Here is a 15,770-nt window from a genome sequence, read left to right on the forward strand (position 1 = left end):
TTTATGGATAAAATTCAGCAGCTCTTTAGCACCTTTGGTTATGGCCTTGTTACTTCATGTTCAGTAAGTTCAATGGTCGGTGCTGGGTGCTCTCGATACGCCAGTTGCGAAGCGAAAACCAGTTGAATACCGTTAGTGCCAAGTTCTGGTAGCTTAGCTTGTAGAAATTCATATGTGGTTCTATGCGGGTGAGCAATGGCGATGGCTTCCCCATTTTTCTTTGCATGTTTGAGTAGGTCATTCCAACGAGCAGATATTTCGCTCAGGCGCGGATCATTGTCAAGAAACACATGGCGTCGAGCCACGGGTAGGCCGAAATTTTTTGCTATCTGTTCTGCCTGGGTTGCAGCGGTTGTGCGGCTGTCGAGAAAATAGAAATTGCGCAGTGCTAGCTGCTCCATCACCCATTGCATGGGCTCAACCAGCGAAGTAAGCCGACTGCCCATGTGGTTGTTCATGCCAACAGCTTGTGGTAATTGCATGAAGGCTTGTTCCATCAGCATGATAAATTCAGCTTTGTTGTCTTCGCTGCGAAGCATGCCTAGGCCTGCATCGATGTTATTACCGGGTTGCATAGGCATGTGAATAATGACTTCTTTGCCTGTTTTCTGTGCTGCTTGTGCAATACGCTCAGCATAAGGAGTGTGTGGTAGCAGCGCTAGGGTCAGCGCACCAGGAAGCTCTGCAAAATTTTGCTGAAAACGACTGTTACCTAGGTCATCGATAACAATGGCAATTCTTATCGGCGCAGAGTTATCGGTAGCAGCTACGTCGGCTTCTTCCACGGCTTCGCCGTTGGCGCAAAACGCCATAATGAAAACCATGAAACCACCGAAAAATCGTTGCATTAACGACACCATTGAACTGGGTTAACCGCGTCACCTTTAACGCGAATCTCGAAATATACCGCAGGTTCCTCACGGCCGCCACTCTGACCAACTAACGCGATGGTTTCGTTGGCGCGCACAATGTCGCCTACGGCCGGAAGTATGGTTTGGTTGTGGCCGTACAAACTCATGTAACCATCGCCGTGGTCAAGAACAATCAGCAAACCGTATCCACGTAGCCAGTTGGCATATAACACGCGACCATCAGCAATGGCGCGTACTGGCTCCCCATCGGCGGCATTAATAACAATGCCTTTCCAAGTAACCCCGCCGCTGCGAGCTCGACCAAACACACGTTGTACTTTACCTGCCGCGGGCCAGCTTAGCTTGCCCTTTAATGCTGATAGGCCTTCGAGTCGAGGTTCGTCACGCAGTGCAGAACGAATGGCGGCCAACACTTGCTCAAGTGCTTCTTGATCTTGCTTCAGTTCGGCAATGCGCTGCTGGTCGGCCGACTGCTCGCGGCTCAGGCGCTTGATAAGCTGCTTTTGTTCGTCTTGCTGAGCTTTCAACACACCTTGTTGTTGGCGTTGTTGTTTCTTACGGCGCTCAAGCTCTTCTTGTTGGGTTAATACGTCGCTACGAACTTGCTGCAGTTGCTGCTGCGTTTGCGCAATCGCATCGATTTCAGCTAAACGTGCGCGGTTAAAGTAACCATAATAGCCAAGCACACGCTCAAATTTGCTCGGCTCTTGCTGTTGCAATATAAGCCGTAAGTAGTCGTGTTCGCCCACGCGGTAGGCTGTATCCAGTTGCTTCTCTAGAAGCTTACGTTGTTGGCTGAGCTGCCGTTCGAGCGCTTGCGCCTGGCTTTGTAAGTCGTTGATACGACCTTGCGCATCTTTGAGTTGCTCTTGGGTGCGATTCAATTCACTGGCAACCGTCGCCATTTGCTGTTCAAGTTGCTTCAACTCGCGCTCAGTTAATGAGAGCTGTTCAGCGCGCTGGCCAATAGCCGCTTCGCGGCGTTTCAGTTCGGTCGCAATCTGTTCAAGCTGAGCCTCTGTTTTGGCTTGTTCTTCGGCACTTGCTTGCTGCGCCGCTGCATGCAGCGGCGCTATAAGCATTATGAAAACAGCCAGCCATCGCATCACGAGGTTAATGTCACAATCGGTTTGCCGGTCATTTCTGGCGGCTGCTCAAGGCCCAACAGGTGCAGCATGGTTGGCGCAACGTCAGATAACGTGCCACCTTCGCGTGCAACGGCTTGCCGACCGACATAAATAAACGGCACTAATTCGCTGGTATGCGCCGTGTGAGACTGCCCGGTACTATGGTCTTGCATTTGCTCGGCATTGCCGTGATCGGCAGTGATTAAGCATTCGCCCCCAACTTTTTCTAAAGCAGCTACAACGCGTGCAATAGAACGATCAACGGCTTCGACGGCCTGAACGGCGGCATCAAAGTTGCCCGTGTGGCCAACCATGTCGCCATTTGGGTAATTACAAATAATGACATCAAATTCGCGATTTTCTATTGCGCTAACCAAGGCGTCGGTGAGTTGCTCTGAGCTCATTTCGGGTTGTAAATCGTAGGTTGCGACGTTGGGTGACGGAATTAAAACACGCTGTTCGCCGTCAAATTCTTGCTCACGCCCGCCACTAAAGAAAAAGGTTACGTGGGCGTATTTTTCGGTTTCAGAAATACGTAATTGCTTATATTGCTGTTTCGCAAGCCATTCGCCCAGTACATTGTTTAAACTCTCGGGTGGATAGGCAATAGGCCCCTGCAAATTCGCTTCGTATTCGGTCAGCATGACAAAGTGCGCAAGGTTTGGTACCTGACCGCGCTCAAAACCACTAAACTCAGTGTCTAAAAAGGCATGGCTAAGCTCACGGGCACGGTCGGCGCGAAAGTTCATGAAAAACACACTGTCGCCATTTTGAATTGGGGCTGGCTCGGCAATAATGGTTGGCTTCACAAACTCGTCGCTTTCATCACGCTCGTAGGCGTCGGCTAAAGCAATGAGCGCATTATCGGCAGTGAATGCACCTTGACCATGCACAAGTGCCTGCCAAGCTTGTTGCACACGGTCCCAGCGCTTGTCGCGGTCCATGGCAAAGTAGCGGCCACAAAGTGTAGCAAAACGGCCGCGGCCAAGCTGTGCAAAGTGTTTATCAAAACGCTCAATGGTGTCTTTCGCGGAACGCGGTGGCGTGTCACGGCCATCCAAAAAACCATGCACATATATTTTTTCAGCACCGCGTTGTGCCGCCAATTCAACCATGGCTAACAAATGGTCTTCGTGGCTATGCACGCCGCCGGGTGATAACAACCCCATGATATGAATCGCTTTGCCTTGCTGAACCGCTGCGTCAACGCCTTCGGTTAATACAGGGTTGTTGAAGAAATCACCATCGGCAATGGCTTTGCTAATGCGGGTGAAATCTTGGTACACCACGCGCCCGGCACCTAAGTTCACATGGCCAACTTCAGAATTCCCCATTTGCCCATCGGGTAGGCCGACGGCCATACCTGAACCGTCAATGAGTGTATGCGGGCACGACTGCCACAATTTATCCATTGTCGGCGTATTTGCCGCAGCAATTGCATTATCGGCGGCCGCCTCGCGGTGGCCCCAACCATCTAAAATTAATAAGGCAAGTGGTGTGTGTGGCTTGGCCATGACATCCCCAATGGTTTAGTAGTGATTTCAAAAAATTGGGTTTATTTTATGCGATTTTTGCGTGGCGCGCATCCTTTGTCGACGCTAATGAACTGCGGCCCATGCGCAAATTTTACTGGCAACGACAATTGCAGTCGGTATACTCTGTGGCTGTTTTTTTTCAATTGGAGTCATCAATCTCATGGATCAACTTCTCGCTTTCGCAATGGACCACTATTTTATGAGTTTATTGTGGGTGATTCTGCTGATTGCGATCATCGTAAGTTACATCAAAGGCGCAACCTCAAAAGTGAAACTACTAGAGCCACAGCAAGCGACTCTGCTAGTGAACCGTAATGACGGTGTGTATGTTGATATTCGTTCTGTGGATGAATACCGGAAAGGTCACATTCAAGATTCGATTCATTTAACGGCCGAGAAGATTCGAAAAAATGAGGTGCAAGCTCTTGAGAAATTCAAAACTGCCCCCATCGTGGTTGTATGTGCAACAGGAATGACTGCGCGATCGGCCGCAGCCGCTCTTAGCAAATCAGGCTTTGAAAATGTTGCCGTACTGCAGGGTGGAATTTCTGCTTGGCAGGGCGCCAGTTTTCCACTGGTTAAGAAATAATTTTAATCTCTCGTAATAGGACGTATAAAAATGGCTGACGAACAGCAAGTAAATGGTGCAGACCAACAAGCGCAACAACAAGCATTCCAAATTCAACGCATTTACGCGAAAGACGTGTCTTTCGAAGCGCCAAATGCTCCGGAAATTTTCCGCAAAGAGTGGACGCCTGAGTTAAACTTAGACATGAACGTAAAAAACACCAAAATTGAAGACGGTGTTTACGAAGTGGTTCTTAAAATTACCGCAACCAACAAAGTTGGTGACGACGTTGCGTTTTTGGCTGAAGTTCATCAGGCTGGTATTTTCACTATTTCTGATGCAATCGAAGACGGCCAACGTGCGCATTTGTTAGGTGCTTTCTGCCCGAACATTTTGTTCCCGTACGCGCGTGAGTGTTTATCAAACTTAGTTAGCCGTGCAACGTTCCCACAATTGAACTTAGCTCCAGTTAACTTTGACGCCGTATTTGCACAGCACGTGCAGCAACAACAGCAACAAGCACAGCAAGCCGCTGAGCAAAAAGCTGACGCATAATAGCCACTAATTATGCGTAATTCGCAAGTCACAGTGCTAGGCGCTGGTTCGTACGGAACCGCCCTAGCGCTTTGCTTTGCCCGCAAGGGCACTCATACCTGTTTGTGGGGGCGCGATGCTGAGCAAGTAGAAAGCATGGCCAAAACCCGCGAAAACACCCGTTACCTGCCGGGTATTCAACTTCCTGACACCTTACATGTTACGGCTGACTTAGCTGAAGCTGTGGCCGACAGTAAAAACATTGTGGTGGTGGTGCCAAGTAGCGCCTTTGCACAAGTATTGCGTGACATGAAACCGCATTTACGCGCTGACGCACGAATCGCTTGGGCAACGAAAGGGCTTGAGCCTGAAACAGGGCGTTTATTATTTGAAGTTGCTGAAGAAATATTGGGCACAGACCATGCGCTTGCGGTGTTGTCGGGCCCAACGTTCGCCATGGAAATGGCGAAAGGCTTACCAACTGCTATTTCAATGTCGTCAACCGACCCCAAATTTGTCGAAGAGCTTTCAGAACTGCTGCATTGCGATCGCAGCTTCCGTGTCTATACCAACGATGATTTTATTGGCGTGCAATTAGGTGGTGCGGTAAAAAATGTGATTGCCATTGGCGCTGGCATGGCCGACGGAGTAGGTTTTGGTGCTAACGCGCGTACTGCGTTAATAACCCGTGGCTTGGCCGAACTCACCCGTTTGGGGCTGAAACTAGGCGCGAAGCCGGAAACCTTTACGGGCATGGCCGGTTTAGGTGACTTAATTCTTACGTGTACCGATAACCAGTCGCGTAATCGGCGTTTTGGCTTAGCTCTAGGCCAAGGTAAGTCGGTGGAGCAAGCCATGAAAGATATCGGCCAAGCCGTTGAAGGGTATCGTAATACGCGCGAAGTGGTCACCCTGGCGAAACGTCACGGTGTTGAAATGCCCATTTGCGAGCAGCTTTACGATGTTTTATACGGCGACACCACGCCTCAACAAGCGGCAATTAACTTGTTGAGCCGGGCGCGCACGTCAGAATAATTAGCTTAACAATTGCTGGGCAATGGCTTGCCATTGCTCATCAAAATGCTCCGTTGGTGCGCGTTTAAACTCAGACCGTACAAACTGTGCAATTTTGCCCTCGGCGTAAGCCATTACTAGATTTGCAAGTATACCTTCATCAAGACCGCCACGCACTTGTTCACGTAAACGGCGCTCACGTAGCACTTGTTTAATATTTGCTTCGACCTTTTCAAAAATACCAAGCACACGGGCGCGCAAACGGTCATGTTCACCAAGCAGTGCATCGCCAGTAAGTATGCGTGTAATACCCGGGTTACGTTCGACAAATGTGAGCACCAAGCGCACAATAAGCTCACAACGTGCAACCGTGTCTTTTTCATTCTCAGTGATTTGATTTATACGCGACAAAATTGCGTCTTCGGTAAAATCAATTAACCCTTCGAACATTTTTGCTTTTGACGCAAAGTGTCGGTACAGAGCAGCTTCAGAGACGCCCACCTCTGCTGCAAGTCGAGCAGTGGTAATACGCTGGCCTGGGTTAGTTTCAAGCATGGCAGCGAGTGCTGCCAAAATATCTTGCTTACGGTTTTGTTTCGCAGCCACGCAAAACTCCTTTTAGTGATTATCTTTAATTTGTGCAGCGTGTCGCAGAATTTGCTCTGCAATGGCTTGTTTAGCAGCACGTGCTAATTGTGTTTGCTGAATTTCTCCGGCGTTATCGCGCCATAATAACGTCATTGCGTTGTCGTCGCTGTTAAAACCAATGTCGCTGTTGCTAACATCATTAGCGGCAATCATGGCCAAGCGCTTACGTTCAAGTTTACCTCGTGCGTAATCTACAACGTCATTGGTTTCCGCCGCGAAACCAATGGTAAAAGGCGGATTATCACGCGCTGCAACCTTGGCTAAAATATCTGGGTTTTTCACCAACTCAATGTGCATGGTGTCTTGGTTCTTTTTAATTTTTTGCGTTACCGCAATTTCAGGGCGGTAATCGGCAACAGCCGCACAACCAATAAAAATGTCGGCGTCGGCAATAACTTCATCTACGGCATTAGCCATGTCATTTGCACTCACCACATCGACGCGCTGTACGCCAGCAGGTGTTGTTAGGTGACAGGGGCCAGCGACAAGTGTAACGCGAGCGCCAAGTTGTTGTGCTGCTGCAGCAAGCGCAAAACCCATGCGCCCAGAACTGTGGTTACTTAAATAGCGAACAGGGTCAATAGCTTCGCGCGTTGGCCCGGCTGTAATGACAATGTGTTGGCCCGCGAACAGCGCTTCACTAGGTTGTAACAGTTGTACAATGAATTCGCGTAAAGCTAACGGCTCTGGCATGCGGCCAGCGCCAATATCACCGCAGGCTTGTTCGCCACTAGCGGGTGGTACTATGGTCACGCCATGCTGCGCTAAGCGTTGACAGTTACTTTGCACGAGCGAGTTTGCCCACATTTGCTGATTCATAGCAGGTGCGATAGCAATAGGAGCTGACGTGGCGAGACAGAGGGTACTCAATAAGTCACTAGCGTGGCCGTGCGCAAGCTGGGCGATGGTGTTAGCTGATGCTGGCGCAATAAATACGAGATCGGCCCACTTAGCCTGCTCAATGTGCCCCATTGCAGCCTCTGCAGCCGGATCAAGTAGATCGGTTGCTACCGCATTGCCAGACACCGCTTGTAATGTTAGCGGGGTAATAAAAGCTTGGCCGCCTTGGGTCATGACACAGCGCACTTCAGCGCCATAATCTTTAAGGCGCCGAACTAGCTCAGGAATCTTATAAGCAGCGATACCACCGCTAATACCAACTAGAATACGTTTACCAGCAAGGGTTGCCATAGTAAATATCCATATGTTTCGGGAGTGTTACCCACCTGATTTGTCGCGAACTTTAAATTTACCACAACCTCACTTTGTTAGCGATAACACAAAATGTTACAAACAATGGGTTTGCATTTTCCGTAAGAAAATTTAAAATTAGTATTCAAATTTTTAACAATTCGGTTGGGTGTTTATGAAACAAGTAAAATTAGTTGTTGGTGGTGCGTTGGCTCTTTTATTGGCTGCATGCAATTCGACAGGCTCAGGTTCTACCACAAGTGCTAACTATATCTTAAATGAAGAGGGCGAGATCACGCATATTTGCCGTAATGAAACTAAAGTCGGCACTAACTTCAAAGAGCGTGTATGCCGTACGGTAGCTGAAATGGAAGAAATGGGTGAAAAAGCACGTCAAGATGTTGAGCGTGCACAGCGTAGCCACATGGACTCACGCAACTTCTAATTCCGAGTAAGCTTTGCCATTCGATGTGTACTCACTTAGGAGAATGGAATGGCAAAGTTAAAGGAATGGCCAGAAACTGAGCGTCCGCGCGAAAAAATGGCGGAGCTTGGTGTTGGCACGCTCACGGATTCAGAGCTTCTCGCGATTTTACTGGGTACCGGCATTCGCGGTAAAGATGTCGTTACTTATTCGCGTGACCTACTGAGTACCTTCGACGGTATCGGTGGTATGTTGGCAGCTCCGGCCGCAGAGTTATTAAAACAACCCGGGCTAGGGCCTGCTCGCGTTATGCAGCTGCAGGTTGTCATGGAAATCTCTCGGCGTTATCTTGCCTGGCAATTGCGGCGCGACGATGGGTTTACCCAACCTGCTATGGTTAAAGACTACTTAACTGCACAATTGCGTCACCAACAGCGCGAAATTTTTGTCGTACTACTATTAGATAGCCAACACCGATTATTAAAGTACGTTGAATTATTTCAAGGCACTATTAATGCAGCGCCGGTGTATCCACGTGAAATTATAAAATTAGTTATGCAGCATAACGCGGCGGCTGTGATTTTAGCGCATAATCATCCGTCGGGTGTTGCTGAGCCTAGCCAAGCTGACCAGCGGGTTACAGAGCGTTTAAAGCGGGCATTGACCATGATCGATGTGGCTTTACTTGATCACTTCGTTATTGGTGCAGGATCGCCAGTTTCATTTGCCGAACGAGGGCTTCTGTAGTAAAGTAGCGCCGCCGTTTACAGGATCACAACGATCAAAAAATATCAGCGATCACTTGATTGCCGGGCCGATTTGCTGTATAAAATGCGCCCTCGGATTCAAGGCAAGGCCGCGATGGGCGACAGGCGAGCTTGAAGCAATTTTGGAGTAAAAAAACGATGTCACGAGTATGTCAAGTTACAGGAAAGCGTCCGGTTACCGGTAATAACCGTTCACACGCGCGCAATGCGACCAAGCGTCGTTTCCTGCCGAACCTACAATCTCACCGCTTCTGGGTTGAATCAGAAAAGCGTTGGGTGAAGTTGCGTATCTCTACTAAAGGTATGCGTATTGTTGATAAAAATGGTATCGACGCGGTGCTTGCAGAAATGCGCGCTCGCGGCGAAAAAGTGTAAGGAGCTAAACCATGCGCGATAAGATCCGTCTAGTTTCTTCTGCCGGTACTGGTTTCTTTTACACTACCGACAAGAACAAACGCAACATGCCAGAAAAAATGGAAATCAAAAAATACGATCCAGTGGTTCGTAAGCACGTGATTTTCAAAGAAGCTAAAATTAAGTAAGCTTCTTCTGAGCACAAAAAACCCAGTCTTGACTGGGTTTTTTTGTGTCTCAAATTCAGCTGCACTGGTTTAACGGGTTGGGTCAACCACCCCATTCACACTGGTATTATGACGGTACCAACCGGTAATGCTGAAACGGTCACGCTGGCCAGCAAGCACTTCGTGCACAAATACGTCACTTAGAAACACCACAAGTTTGCCCGCTTCCGGTAGCACTTGTTCAAGCACTTCACCACGTTCGCCATAAATGACTAGTTGCCCGCCGTCAGTGTCTTGCCAATCGGGATTTAAATAGAATACGGTGGTTAAGATACGGTTGCTACGTCCTTTAAATGCATCTAGATGTTTGCGATAAAAGGCCCCTGGAGGGTAATGCGCTAAGTGGCATTCGTAATCGAAAAGCCCCATGAATAATTCGCGATTAACCTGCAAGCGTAAATTTTCCATCATGTCTAAATAAGCTTTTTCTGGCGTCGCTTGTGCATTCAACCAACGGATCTTATCTTGGCGCACCGCCGTATTCGTGGTGTATTGATCAGCGCGACCAATACCCGCTTGCTGCCAATCTGCAGCGGTTAGCTGCTGTGCATAGTCAAACAGCTGCTGGCAGTATTCGAGCGCTAAGAAATTTGGCACAATAACGTAGCCGGAGGCGGCCAGTTGATCAAAATCAATCGCCGAGGTTTTAAAGGCGGATTGATCAATCTCTGGTGCTGTTATTGTCATGAAGTGAATACTCCCAAGGTTGGTCGCGCGAATATAGAGTAGCTTGCCAATAAAAACAAGCATCATACTATGGACTATTTATGCCAGAATTACCTGAAGTTGAAGTCAGTCGGCGTGGTATTGCGCCGCATTTAGAAAATCAGCAAATCGCTGATGTGGTGGTGCGCGATAGACGTTTACGCTGGCCCATACCTGAAGCGGTTTCGAAGGTGGTTGGCGCAACGATTACGCGCGTTGAGCGCCGCGCAAAATACCTAATTATTCATACCACACAGGGGTATTTAATTGTTCATTTAGGCATGTCCGGTGCGCTGCGCGTCGTTCCAACCGACACTTTGGTTGTGAAGCATGACCACATTGATCTGGTGTTAGCTTCGGGGTGGTGTTTACGTTTTAACGACCCACGCCGTTTTGGTTGTTGGTTATATAGCGAAGAACACCCTGCGCTTAACCACCCGCTATTAGCTAAGCTTGGACCAGAACCACTCACTGCTGCGTTTAATGTTGAACACTTATACAGCGTGTCTCGTGGCAAGCTGCAAGCGATTAAAACGTTTATTATGGACAACCACGTGGTTGTTGGGGTGGGCAATATATACGCGAACGAGTCGCTGTTTAAAGCTGGCATTAACCCGAAACGTGCGGCGGGTAAAATTAGCCGTGCCCGCTATGAGCGTTTAGTGCCAATTATTAAAGAAACTTTGGCCAAAGCTATAGAGCAGGGCGGCACGACCTTACAAGACTTCACCCAAGCCGACGGCCAGCCTGGTTACTTCAAACAAGAACTAATGGTGTATGGCCGCGGTGGAAAGCTTTGCATGCAATGCGGCGGACGGTTAAAAGAAATCCGCCTTGGTCAACGCAGTACTGTTTATTGTACTCAATGCCAGCGTTAGCAAGCCTGCATGGCAAGCGTGCGTGCCAACATTATGTCACTTAAAGCTCGCTATTAACTTGCTGTAAAAACGGCCTCAATGCGTCAATGAACCCCGCAGCGTCGCTAATAAAGGGCGCGTGGCTGCAGTGAGCCGCAATCACCGGTTGCTGTGTTGCGAGTGTGGCCGGTAGTAGCTGCGTTACTTGCTCAGCAACAGCGACAGGTACTAATGCATCAAGTCTGCCGTATATCCGTAGCAACGGAACTTGTAGGTTCTTCAGCTGTTGTCGTAAATCGACAGTGGCGAGCATATCTAAACCGGCATCAAGCACCTCAACCGAAGCCATGGGCTTGGCAAATAACCACTCTTTGATTTGTTTGACGTCGTCACGGGCGTGCGGCGAACCTAGTGACTGCAATGCCAAAAAGCGCTCAACCGTGCGTTTAAAGTTTTTACTAAGCTGTTTCGCGAACGTGTTGAGTATATGAGGTTCAATACCGGGCCAGCTGTCTTCTTGCGCCGGGAAGTAAGGTGATGAAGCCACTGTGGTGAGGCTGTGAAATCGCTCGGGGTGGCTTAGCGCCAATTGGGTAGCCACAAGGCCCCCTAGTGACCAGCCAATCAGGTGACACTTTTCAGGTAGTGCTTCAAGCGTCAGTCGGCATAAATTCTCAAACGACAATTCGCAGTTATCTGGCCATTGTGAGTCACCATAACCTGGTAAGTCGAGGCGATGTAACCGTCCCTCGCGGGCTAAAGGTTCCACCACGGGTGTCCAGATGTTGGCATTCAGCCCCCAGCCATGGAGTACAACAATATCCGTTCCTGTGCCCCTGACGGCACGCCAAACTGAAGCTACCATTACATGTTCTCTACCACTGCGAAAGGAAGCGTCTATGTTAGGGTATTGCTGGCTATGTGATCAATCGTTGCGTGTTGCTGAAGTGACAGGGTTTTGCCAAGTGTGCTTGCGTGACTTACCCAGGTTGCCACCGTCGTGTGTGCGTTGGCGCTGTCAAAACCCAGAACGAGCTGCTGGGCGTCACTGGTTTTCGGCTTTTAGTTGGCAACCGGATATTCAGCATCTTATTCATCGTTTCAAATTTCAACGGTGTCCTGAGTTGGCTAAAATATTGGCGCCATTTTTGGCGGGGCAGGTGCGTCATTGTTATCGAGACCGTCCTCAAGCTTGGCCCGATATGCTGGTGGCCATGCCGATGACTTACAAGCGTTGGTGTCAACGTGGTTACAATCAAGCAGGGTTATTGACGCATGCTTTAGCGCCGGTGGTGCAGTTGCCGGTTGCTGCAGGCTTGCTTCGGCGTTTGCGCGATGATCAAGGCAAACAACATCAGTCTGGGGCAGAGCAGCGCTGGCAGAACATGCACCAAAGCATGTATTGCACACGCAATGTTGCAGGGTTAAAGCTTGCGGTTATTGACGACGTATTAACCACTGGCGCATCAGCGTCGGCAGCTGCCAATGCACTGATGCGCCGTGGAGCAAGTGCGGTTGATGTGTGGACTCTTGCTTATGCCGAGCCACATCAACCGCGAGACGCTGACTAATGCGCGTGAGCGGCCTCAGCAGCTTCGGCTGCTGCGGCTTCTACGTTTTCTTCGTCACTGAGTGTTGGACGTACTTCAGGCGCCAGGAAAATAGCGTTGCTCAAAAGCTTAGCGCTGCCCCAGAAGAATGCTCGGAAGTTAACATCGTCAGCAAATGCAATAACCCGACCGCGGCCTTTACGGTGCGCCATGATTGCCGCTTTATCGGCCAACGTTTGTTGGTTAGGCTTGGCGGTAAAACCAGCCAACAGAGGCGTCTTTTCGCTGTAGCGAGCAACGGTTACAAATGGCTGCTCAGGCACGACCATGGCGTTGAGGCTATCTTTGAACACCGGCAGCGTATTACGTGGGAAGCCAAATGTTAGCGGGTGCGTAGTGTCTAGCTGCAGTTCGAAAATCGCACCTGCTAAACGACGTTCGCCGTAATAGTCATCCATGTCGCCGTAGTTAAGCTCTTGCTGTTCAAAGGCATCACGGAATGTTTTGGTATCAACAAACTTAGCGGCCAAAATGTTTTGTTCACTGAGCCATTTCGCACCACCTTGTTGACCAATAATAACACCGCCATTGTGCACCCAATCACGCAGCCGTTCAGCGCTATGCTTGTTCAGTTTGGAATAACGACCATCAACCATCAAAATATGCGTGTAACGGGTTAAATCAACTTGGTTTAGACGATCGGTGTCGACCATAGATACCGGCAAACCAACGTGGCGATCAAGGTAGTACCAAGCTTCACCGGCTTCGTACATATTGGCATCAGTACCCACGACCATCATCACACTTACAGGTTTCACTGGCGCTAAATTACGGCTGCCCAAGTCCATGCCTTTAGGTGTTAATCCTGAGCTAATAGCATGTACTTTTAACTGGTTGTCGGTGGCAATTTCGGCAAGCTTCGCTTGTACTTGTTGCCAGTCTTGCGTTTGGTAAGCGCGTGTGACGACTACAGTGCCCGGCGCCAGCTCAACGTCGCCATTAGCAGTTTTCGCTGTGAACCCCTGATTGGCTTGACGCACATGAATGTCTGCTTGCAGTAGACGGGTTAACGCTCGTGGTGCAAAGTAGCTGTGCCATTCAAATGCGTAAGCATAGGCGTCTGCTGGCAGTTCAACAGACAGCGGCGCTGGTGCTTGCCATGGTTGTTTTGCGACATCAATGCTCCAGCCGTCAAATTCACCAAATTGCACGTTAAATGCATGTGGGAAGGTCCAGCCAGAAACATCGTAAAAAGTATTATCTTTAAAACTTTTCTGGTCCATGAATATGGCGCGAATGAGCACATACTGCTCTTGTGCCAGCGGAATATAATAGCTGCTACCCGGGGAGTATTTTACGCCGTCAACATTAACAGCTTTGGTCAACGGATAACTTTTAATGCCATGCTGAGCAAGAATATTTAGCATTTCGTTCAGGCGGGCTGGGTCGGTATTGTCGCCCACAACGTAGCCTTTAAAATCGGCCTTTTTGGCAGCTGCCATTGCGTCATCGTAAAAACGCTGTTGATAGTCTAAGAACCATTTTTTATTCGCGTGTGCACCATACATAGTGGTTAACGAAGTGGTGAACTGGTTCTGAATGGTGAACGGGAACTGAACTAAACCGTTAATAGAATCTTGAGCGTGCCCGCGGCTTGATGCCTGCTCAAACAAAATGCCGATCGCGCCTTGAACATCTGGATAGGTTGAACCTTTACCTACGTAAAAGTCATCGAACGCTTCTTCGGTAAAATACAAACGACCTTGTTCATCCAATGCTGCCGCATGACCTTCAGCCAAGGTTTGGGTAAGTTTGACATTTTCTGCAGGGGTATTTGGGTTTTTGCGTGACGGAATACCGGGCTGAAAGAAAAAGGTACTATCGGTGCCCATTTCATGGAAGTCGGTTAACACGTTTGGTTTCCACTTTTGGAAATTGGCAATACGCGCGCGTGACTCAGGGTGTTGCAACAACAACCAGTCACGGTTTAAGTCGAACCAGTAGTGGTTAACTCGGCCGCGCGGCATGGGCTGTATGTGTTCACGGTGCTGGGTGTCAGCCACGAGGTTTTGGCTTTTATGCTGGTTTGCCCATTGAGCAAAGCGCGCCAAACCGTCAGGGTTAAAACTTGGGTCAAGCAAAATAATACTGTCGCGCAGTACCGCCTCAATTTTTTCACCTTCCGCAGCGGCTAAATAATAGGCGTACAAGAGTGCTGAGTTGCTACCACTTGGCTCGTCGCCATGAATGCTATAGCCCATGTAAAGCACTAAAGGTGCTTTGTCGACGTCACCTTTTTGGTTTGGATCGGCCAATGCGACATGTTGCTGACGCAGCGCTTCGATATTGCTGTGGTTTTGTGGTGAAGTCACTGTTAGCAATACCAACGGACGGCGTTCGTGGGTATAACCAGTAACTTCCATTTGAAAGCGATCAGACTTCTCCGCTAGCACTTCCATGTAGCGAACAAGTTGCTCAGGACGCACATGCCATTCGCCTACTTCATAACCCAAAACCTCTTTCGGGGTGGGTATATCAGGATTATAACTAACGTCTTTCGGTAGATAGTCATCAAGACTAGTAGCGTGCGCCGTAAGGGACAAGACAACGCCCATTAACGCGATAGCAAACTTGCGAAGCATGATTAATTCCTATGTTTCTAGCTAGAATATTGGTCTACCAAACTAGCAAATTCTTTGCCTAAGCCAAAGCCGCTTACTATGCAATGACCAATTTTTGCGATAAGATATACCCTACTAAATTACTCAGGTATAGCAGTGAGGTGGTTGACCCATGATTCGTATTACAGAAAGTGCACAAGCACATTTTCGCAAATTGCTTGCCGATCAAGCGGATAATACAAATATTCGCGTGTTCGTGGTGAACCCGGGTACGCCTTCAGCTGAGTGCGGGGTGTCTTATTGCCCACCAGATTCGGTTGAAGCCGACGACGAAGTACTGCCATTTAGTGGCTTTGATGCAGTGGTAGACTCAGGTAGTGCGCCGTTCTTAATCGATGCCGTCATCGATTACGAAGAGCAAGATCTAGGTTCACAGTTAACCTTGAAAGCACCTAATGCAAAAGCTAAGAAAGTCGCCGACGATGCACCACTTATTGAGCGCGTTGAATACGTTATTCAGTCAGAAATTAACCCACAACTGGCTAACCATGGCGGTAAAGTGGCAGTCAGCCAAATTACCGACGACGGTATTGCCGTGCTGCAGTTTGGTGGTGGTTGTAACGGTTGTAGCATGGTCGATGTCACCTTAAAAGAAGGCATCGAAAAAGAACTTGTACAACGCTTTCCTGGTGAGCTGAACGGCGTACGAGACGTGACAGAGCACCAACCTGGTGAACATTCGTACTATTAATTTTTACCAAAAATTAATCTTGTAT

At 48.9% G+C, this 15,770-nt stretch carries 18 protein-coding genes; 10 read left to right on the forward strand and 8 right to left on the reverse strand.

The window, feature by feature from the left end; translation table 11 throughout:
* Positions 1–38: 38 nt before the first annotated feature.
* Genes BM334_RS00370 through gpmI form a run of 3 tightly spaced genes read right to left on the reverse strand, consistent with a single transcriptional unit; the run spans position 39 to position 3,513 of the window.
* A complete protein-coding gene (locus BM334_RS00370; protein ID WP_157981845.1) occupies positions 39–848 on the reverse strand; it encodes a divergent polysaccharide deacetylase family protein in 810 nt (269 codons plus the stop codon).
* Positions 848–1,954: a murein hydrolase activator EnvC family protein gene (locus BM334_RS00375; protein WP_157981846.1), complete on the reverse strand. Its 1,107-nt coding sequence runs from the start codon at positions 1,952–1,954 to the stop codon at positions 848–850. Before BM334_RS00375 ends, BM334_RS00370 begins: the two co-directional genes overlap by 1 nt.
* Before the next feature lie 23 nt (positions 1,955–1,977).
* On the reverse strand, positions 1,978–3,513 hold the full coding sequence (gene gpmI, locus BM334_RS00380; RefSeq protein WP_092836403.1) for a 2,3-bisphosphoglycerate-independent phosphoglycerate mutase: 1,536 nt from the start codon (positions 3,511–3,513) through the stop codon (positions 1,978–1,980).
* A gap of 181 nt (positions 3,514–3,694) precedes the next feature.
* On the opposite strand from gpmI, the gene BM334_RS00385 reads away from it, so the two are divergent.
* The 3 genes from BM334_RS00385 to gpsA are packed head-to-tail and all read left to right on the forward strand — an operon-like array spanning position 3,695 to position 5,671.
* Entirely contained in the window at positions 3,695–4,123 is a 429-nt protein-coding gene (locus tag BM334_RS00385) for a rhodanese-like domain-containing protein (protein ID WP_092836405.1), read from the forward strand.
* A gap of 30 nt (positions 4,124–4,153) precedes the next feature.
* Positions 4,154–4,657 (forward strand): protein-export chaperone SecB, encoded by a 504-nt coding sequence (secB, locus tag BM334_RS00390; RefSeq protein ID WP_092836407.1) that lies wholly within the window; start codon positions 4,154–4,156, stop codon positions 4,655–4,657.
* A 12-nt stretch (positions 4,658–4,669) separates the two neighbouring features.
* Positions 4,670–5,671, forward strand: coding sequence for an NAD(P)H-dependent glycerol-3-phosphate dehydrogenase (gpsA, locus tag BM334_RS00395; RefSeq protein ID WP_092836409.1), 1,002 nt, complete (start codon positions 4,670–4,672; stop codon positions 5,669–5,671).
* Here the strand turns inward: gpsA and slmA are convergent, their stop codons facing one another.
* Positions 5,672–6,256 (reverse strand): nucleoid occlusion factor SlmA, encoded by a 585-nt coding sequence (gene slmA, locus BM334_RS00400; RefSeq protein ID WP_092836411.1) that lies wholly within the window; start codon positions 6,254–6,256, stop codon positions 5,672–5,674.
* A 12-nt stretch (positions 6,257–6,268) separates the two neighbouring features.
* Positions 6,269–7,489: a bifunctional phosphopantothenoylcysteine decarboxylase/phosphopantothenate--cysteine ligase CoaBC gene (gene coaBC, locus BM334_RS00405; protein ID WP_092836413.1), complete on the reverse strand. Its 1,221-nt coding sequence runs from the start codon at positions 7,487–7,489 to the stop codon at positions 6,269–6,271.
* A gap of 175 nt (positions 7,490–7,664) precedes the next feature.
* Here coaBC and BM334_RS00410 point away from each other — a divergent pair, with 175 nt between their 5' ends.
* From BM334_RS00410 to rpmG, 4 genes are all read left to right on the forward strand, one after another.
* Positions 7,665–7,934: a hypothetical protein gene (locus tag BM334_RS00410; RefSeq protein WP_055439762.1), complete on the forward strand. Its 270-nt coding sequence runs from the start codon at positions 7,665–7,667 to the stop codon at positions 7,932–7,934.
* A 48-nt stretch (positions 7,935–7,982) separates the two neighbouring features.
* Complete coding sequence (gene radC, locus BM334_RS00415) at positions 7,983–8,660, forward strand: RadC family protein (RefSeq protein WP_055439761.1); 678 nt, start codon at positions 7,983–7,985, stop codon at positions 8,658–8,660.
* A gap of 158 nt (positions 8,661–8,818) precedes the next feature.
* Positions 8,819–9,055 (forward strand): 50S ribosomal protein L28, encoded by a 237-nt coding sequence (rpmB, locus tag BM334_RS00420; protein WP_055439760.1) that lies wholly within the window; start codon positions 8,819–8,821, stop codon positions 9,053–9,055.
* Positions 9,056–9,066: 11 nt separating this feature from the next.
* The gene (rpmG, locus tag BM334_RS00425) at positions 9,067–9,222 is read left to right on the forward strand and encodes a 50S ribosomal protein L33 (RefSeq protein WP_055439759.1); all 156 of its coding nucleotides are present in this window, start codon (positions 9,067–9,069) and stop codon (positions 9,220–9,222) included.
* A 69-nt stretch (positions 9,223–9,291) separates the two neighbouring features.
* Here the strand turns inward: rpmG and BM334_RS00430 are convergent, their stop codons facing one another.
* Positions 9,292–9,948, reverse strand: coding sequence for a 2OG-Fe(II) oxygenase (locus BM334_RS00430; protein WP_092839142.1), 657 nt, complete (start codon positions 9,946–9,948; stop codon positions 9,292–9,294).
* Between the two features lie 80 nt (positions 9,949–10,028).
* Between BM334_RS00430 and mutM the strand changes: the two genes are divergently transcribed.
* The gene (gene mutM, locus BM334_RS00435; protein WP_092836414.1) at positions 10,029–10,844 is read left to right on the forward strand and encodes a bifunctional DNA-formamidopyrimidine glycosylase/DNA-(apurinic or apyrimidinic site) lyase; all 816 of its coding nucleotides are present in this window, start codon (positions 10,029–10,031) and stop codon (positions 10,842–10,844) included.
* A gap of 40 nt (positions 10,845–10,884) precedes the next feature.
* On the opposite strand, the gene bioH is transcribed toward mutM, so the two are convergent.
* Positions 10,885–11,688 (reverse strand): pimeloyl-ACP methyl ester esterase BioH, encoded by an 804-nt coding sequence (bioH, locus tag BM334_RS00440; RefSeq protein ID WP_092836415.1) that lies wholly within the window; start codon positions 11,686–11,688, stop codon positions 10,885–10,887.
* A 34-nt stretch (positions 11,689–11,722) separates the two neighbouring features.
* Between bioH and BM334_RS00445 the strand changes: the two genes are divergently transcribed.
* A complete protein-coding gene (locus BM334_RS00445; protein WP_092836416.1) occupies positions 11,723–12,394 on the forward strand; it encodes a ComF family protein in 672 nt (223 codons plus the stop codon).
* Here BM334_RS00445 and BM334_RS00450 read toward each other — a convergent pair.
* Positions 12,391–15,015 (reverse strand): M14 family zinc carboxypeptidase, encoded by a 2,625-nt coding sequence (locus BM334_RS00450; protein ID WP_241970877.1) that lies wholly within the window; start codon positions 15,013–15,015, stop codon positions 12,391–12,393. The two genes, BM334_RS00445 and BM334_RS00450, sit on opposite strands and share 4 nt — an antisense overlap.
* A gap of 151 nt (positions 15,016–15,166) precedes the next feature.
* Here BM334_RS00450 and nfuA point away from each other — a divergent pair, with 151 nt between their 5' ends.
* On the forward strand, positions 15,167–15,745 hold the full coding sequence (gene nfuA / locus BM334_RS00455; protein WP_092836417.1) for a Fe-S biogenesis protein NfuA: 579 nt from the start codon (positions 15,167–15,169) through the stop codon (positions 15,743–15,745).
* Positions 15,746–15,770 lie beyond the last annotated feature (25 nt).

It is taken from the genome of Pseudidiomarina donghaiensis (assembly GCF_900116895.1).
Taxonomy (GTDB): domain Bacteria; phylum Pseudomonadota; class Gammaproteobacteria; order Enterobacterales; family Alteromonadaceae; genus Pseudidiomarina; species Pseudidiomarina donghaiensis.

Bases quoted from the DNA above. Each gene is read 5' to 3' on its own strand.
- BM334_RS00370 (WP_157981845.1), bottom strand. From the start codon at position 848: ATGCAACGATTTTTCGGTGGTTTCATGGTTTTCATTATGGCGTTTTGC.
- BM334_RS00375 (WP_157981846.1), bottom strand. From the start codon at position 1,954: ATGCTTATAGCGCCGCTGCATGCAGCGGCGCAGCAAGCAAGTGCCGAA.
- gpmI (WP_092836403.1), bottom strand. From the start codon at position 3,513: ATGGCCAAGCCACACACACCACTTGCCTTATTAATTTTAGATGGTTGG.
- BM334_RS00385 (WP_092836405.1), top strand. From the start codon at position 3,695: ATGGATCAACTTCTCGCTTTCGCAATGGACCACTATTTTATGAGTTTA.
- secB (WP_092836407.1), top strand. From the start codon at position 4,154: ATGGCTGACGAACAGCAAGTAAATGGTGCAGACCAACAAGCGCAACAA.
- gpsA (WP_092836409.1), top strand. From the start codon at position 4,670: ATGCGTAATTCGCAAGTCACAGTGCTAGGCGCTGGTTCGTACGGAACC.
- coaBC (WP_092836413.1), bottom strand. From the start codon at position 7,489: ATGGCAACCCTTGCTGGTAAACGTATTCTAGTTGGTATTAGCGGTGGT.
- BM334_RS00410 (WP_055439762.1), top strand. From the start codon at position 7,665: ATGAAACAAGTAAAATTAGTTGTTGGTGGTGCGTTGGCTCTTTTATTG.
- radC (WP_055439761.1), top strand. From the start codon at position 7,983: ATGGCAAAGTTAAAGGAATGGCCAGAAACTGAGCGTCCGCGCGAAAAA.
- rpmB (WP_055439760.1), top strand. From the start codon at position 8,819: ATGTCACGAGTATGTCAAGTTACAGGAAAGCGTCCGGTTACCGGTAAT.
- rpmG (WP_055439759.1), top strand. From the start codon at position 9,067: ATGCGCGATAAGATCCGTCTAGTTTCTTCTGCCGGTACTGGTTTCTTT.
- BM334_RS00430 (WP_092839142.1), bottom strand. From the start codon at position 9,948: ATGACAATAACAGCACCAGAGATTGATCAATCCGCCTTTAAAACCTCG.
- mutM (WP_092836414.1), top strand. From the start codon at position 10,029: ATGCCAGAATTACCTGAAGTTGAAGTCAGTCGGCGTGGTATTGCGCCG.
- bioH (WP_092836415.1), bottom strand. From the start codon at position 11,688: ATGGTAGCTTCAGTTTGGCGTGCCGTCAGGGGCACAGGAACGGATATT.
- BM334_RS00445 (WP_092836416.1), top strand. From the start codon at position 11,723: ATGTTAGGGTATTGCTGGCTATGTGATCAATCGTTGCGTGTTGCTGAA.
- BM334_RS00450 (WP_241970877.1), bottom strand. From the start codon at position 15,015: ATGCTTCGCAAGTTTGCTATCGCGTTAATGGGCGTTGTCTTGTCCCTT.
- nfuA (WP_092836417.1), top strand. From the start codon at position 15,167: ATGATTCGTATTACAGAAAGTGCACAAGCACATTTTCGCAAATTGCTT.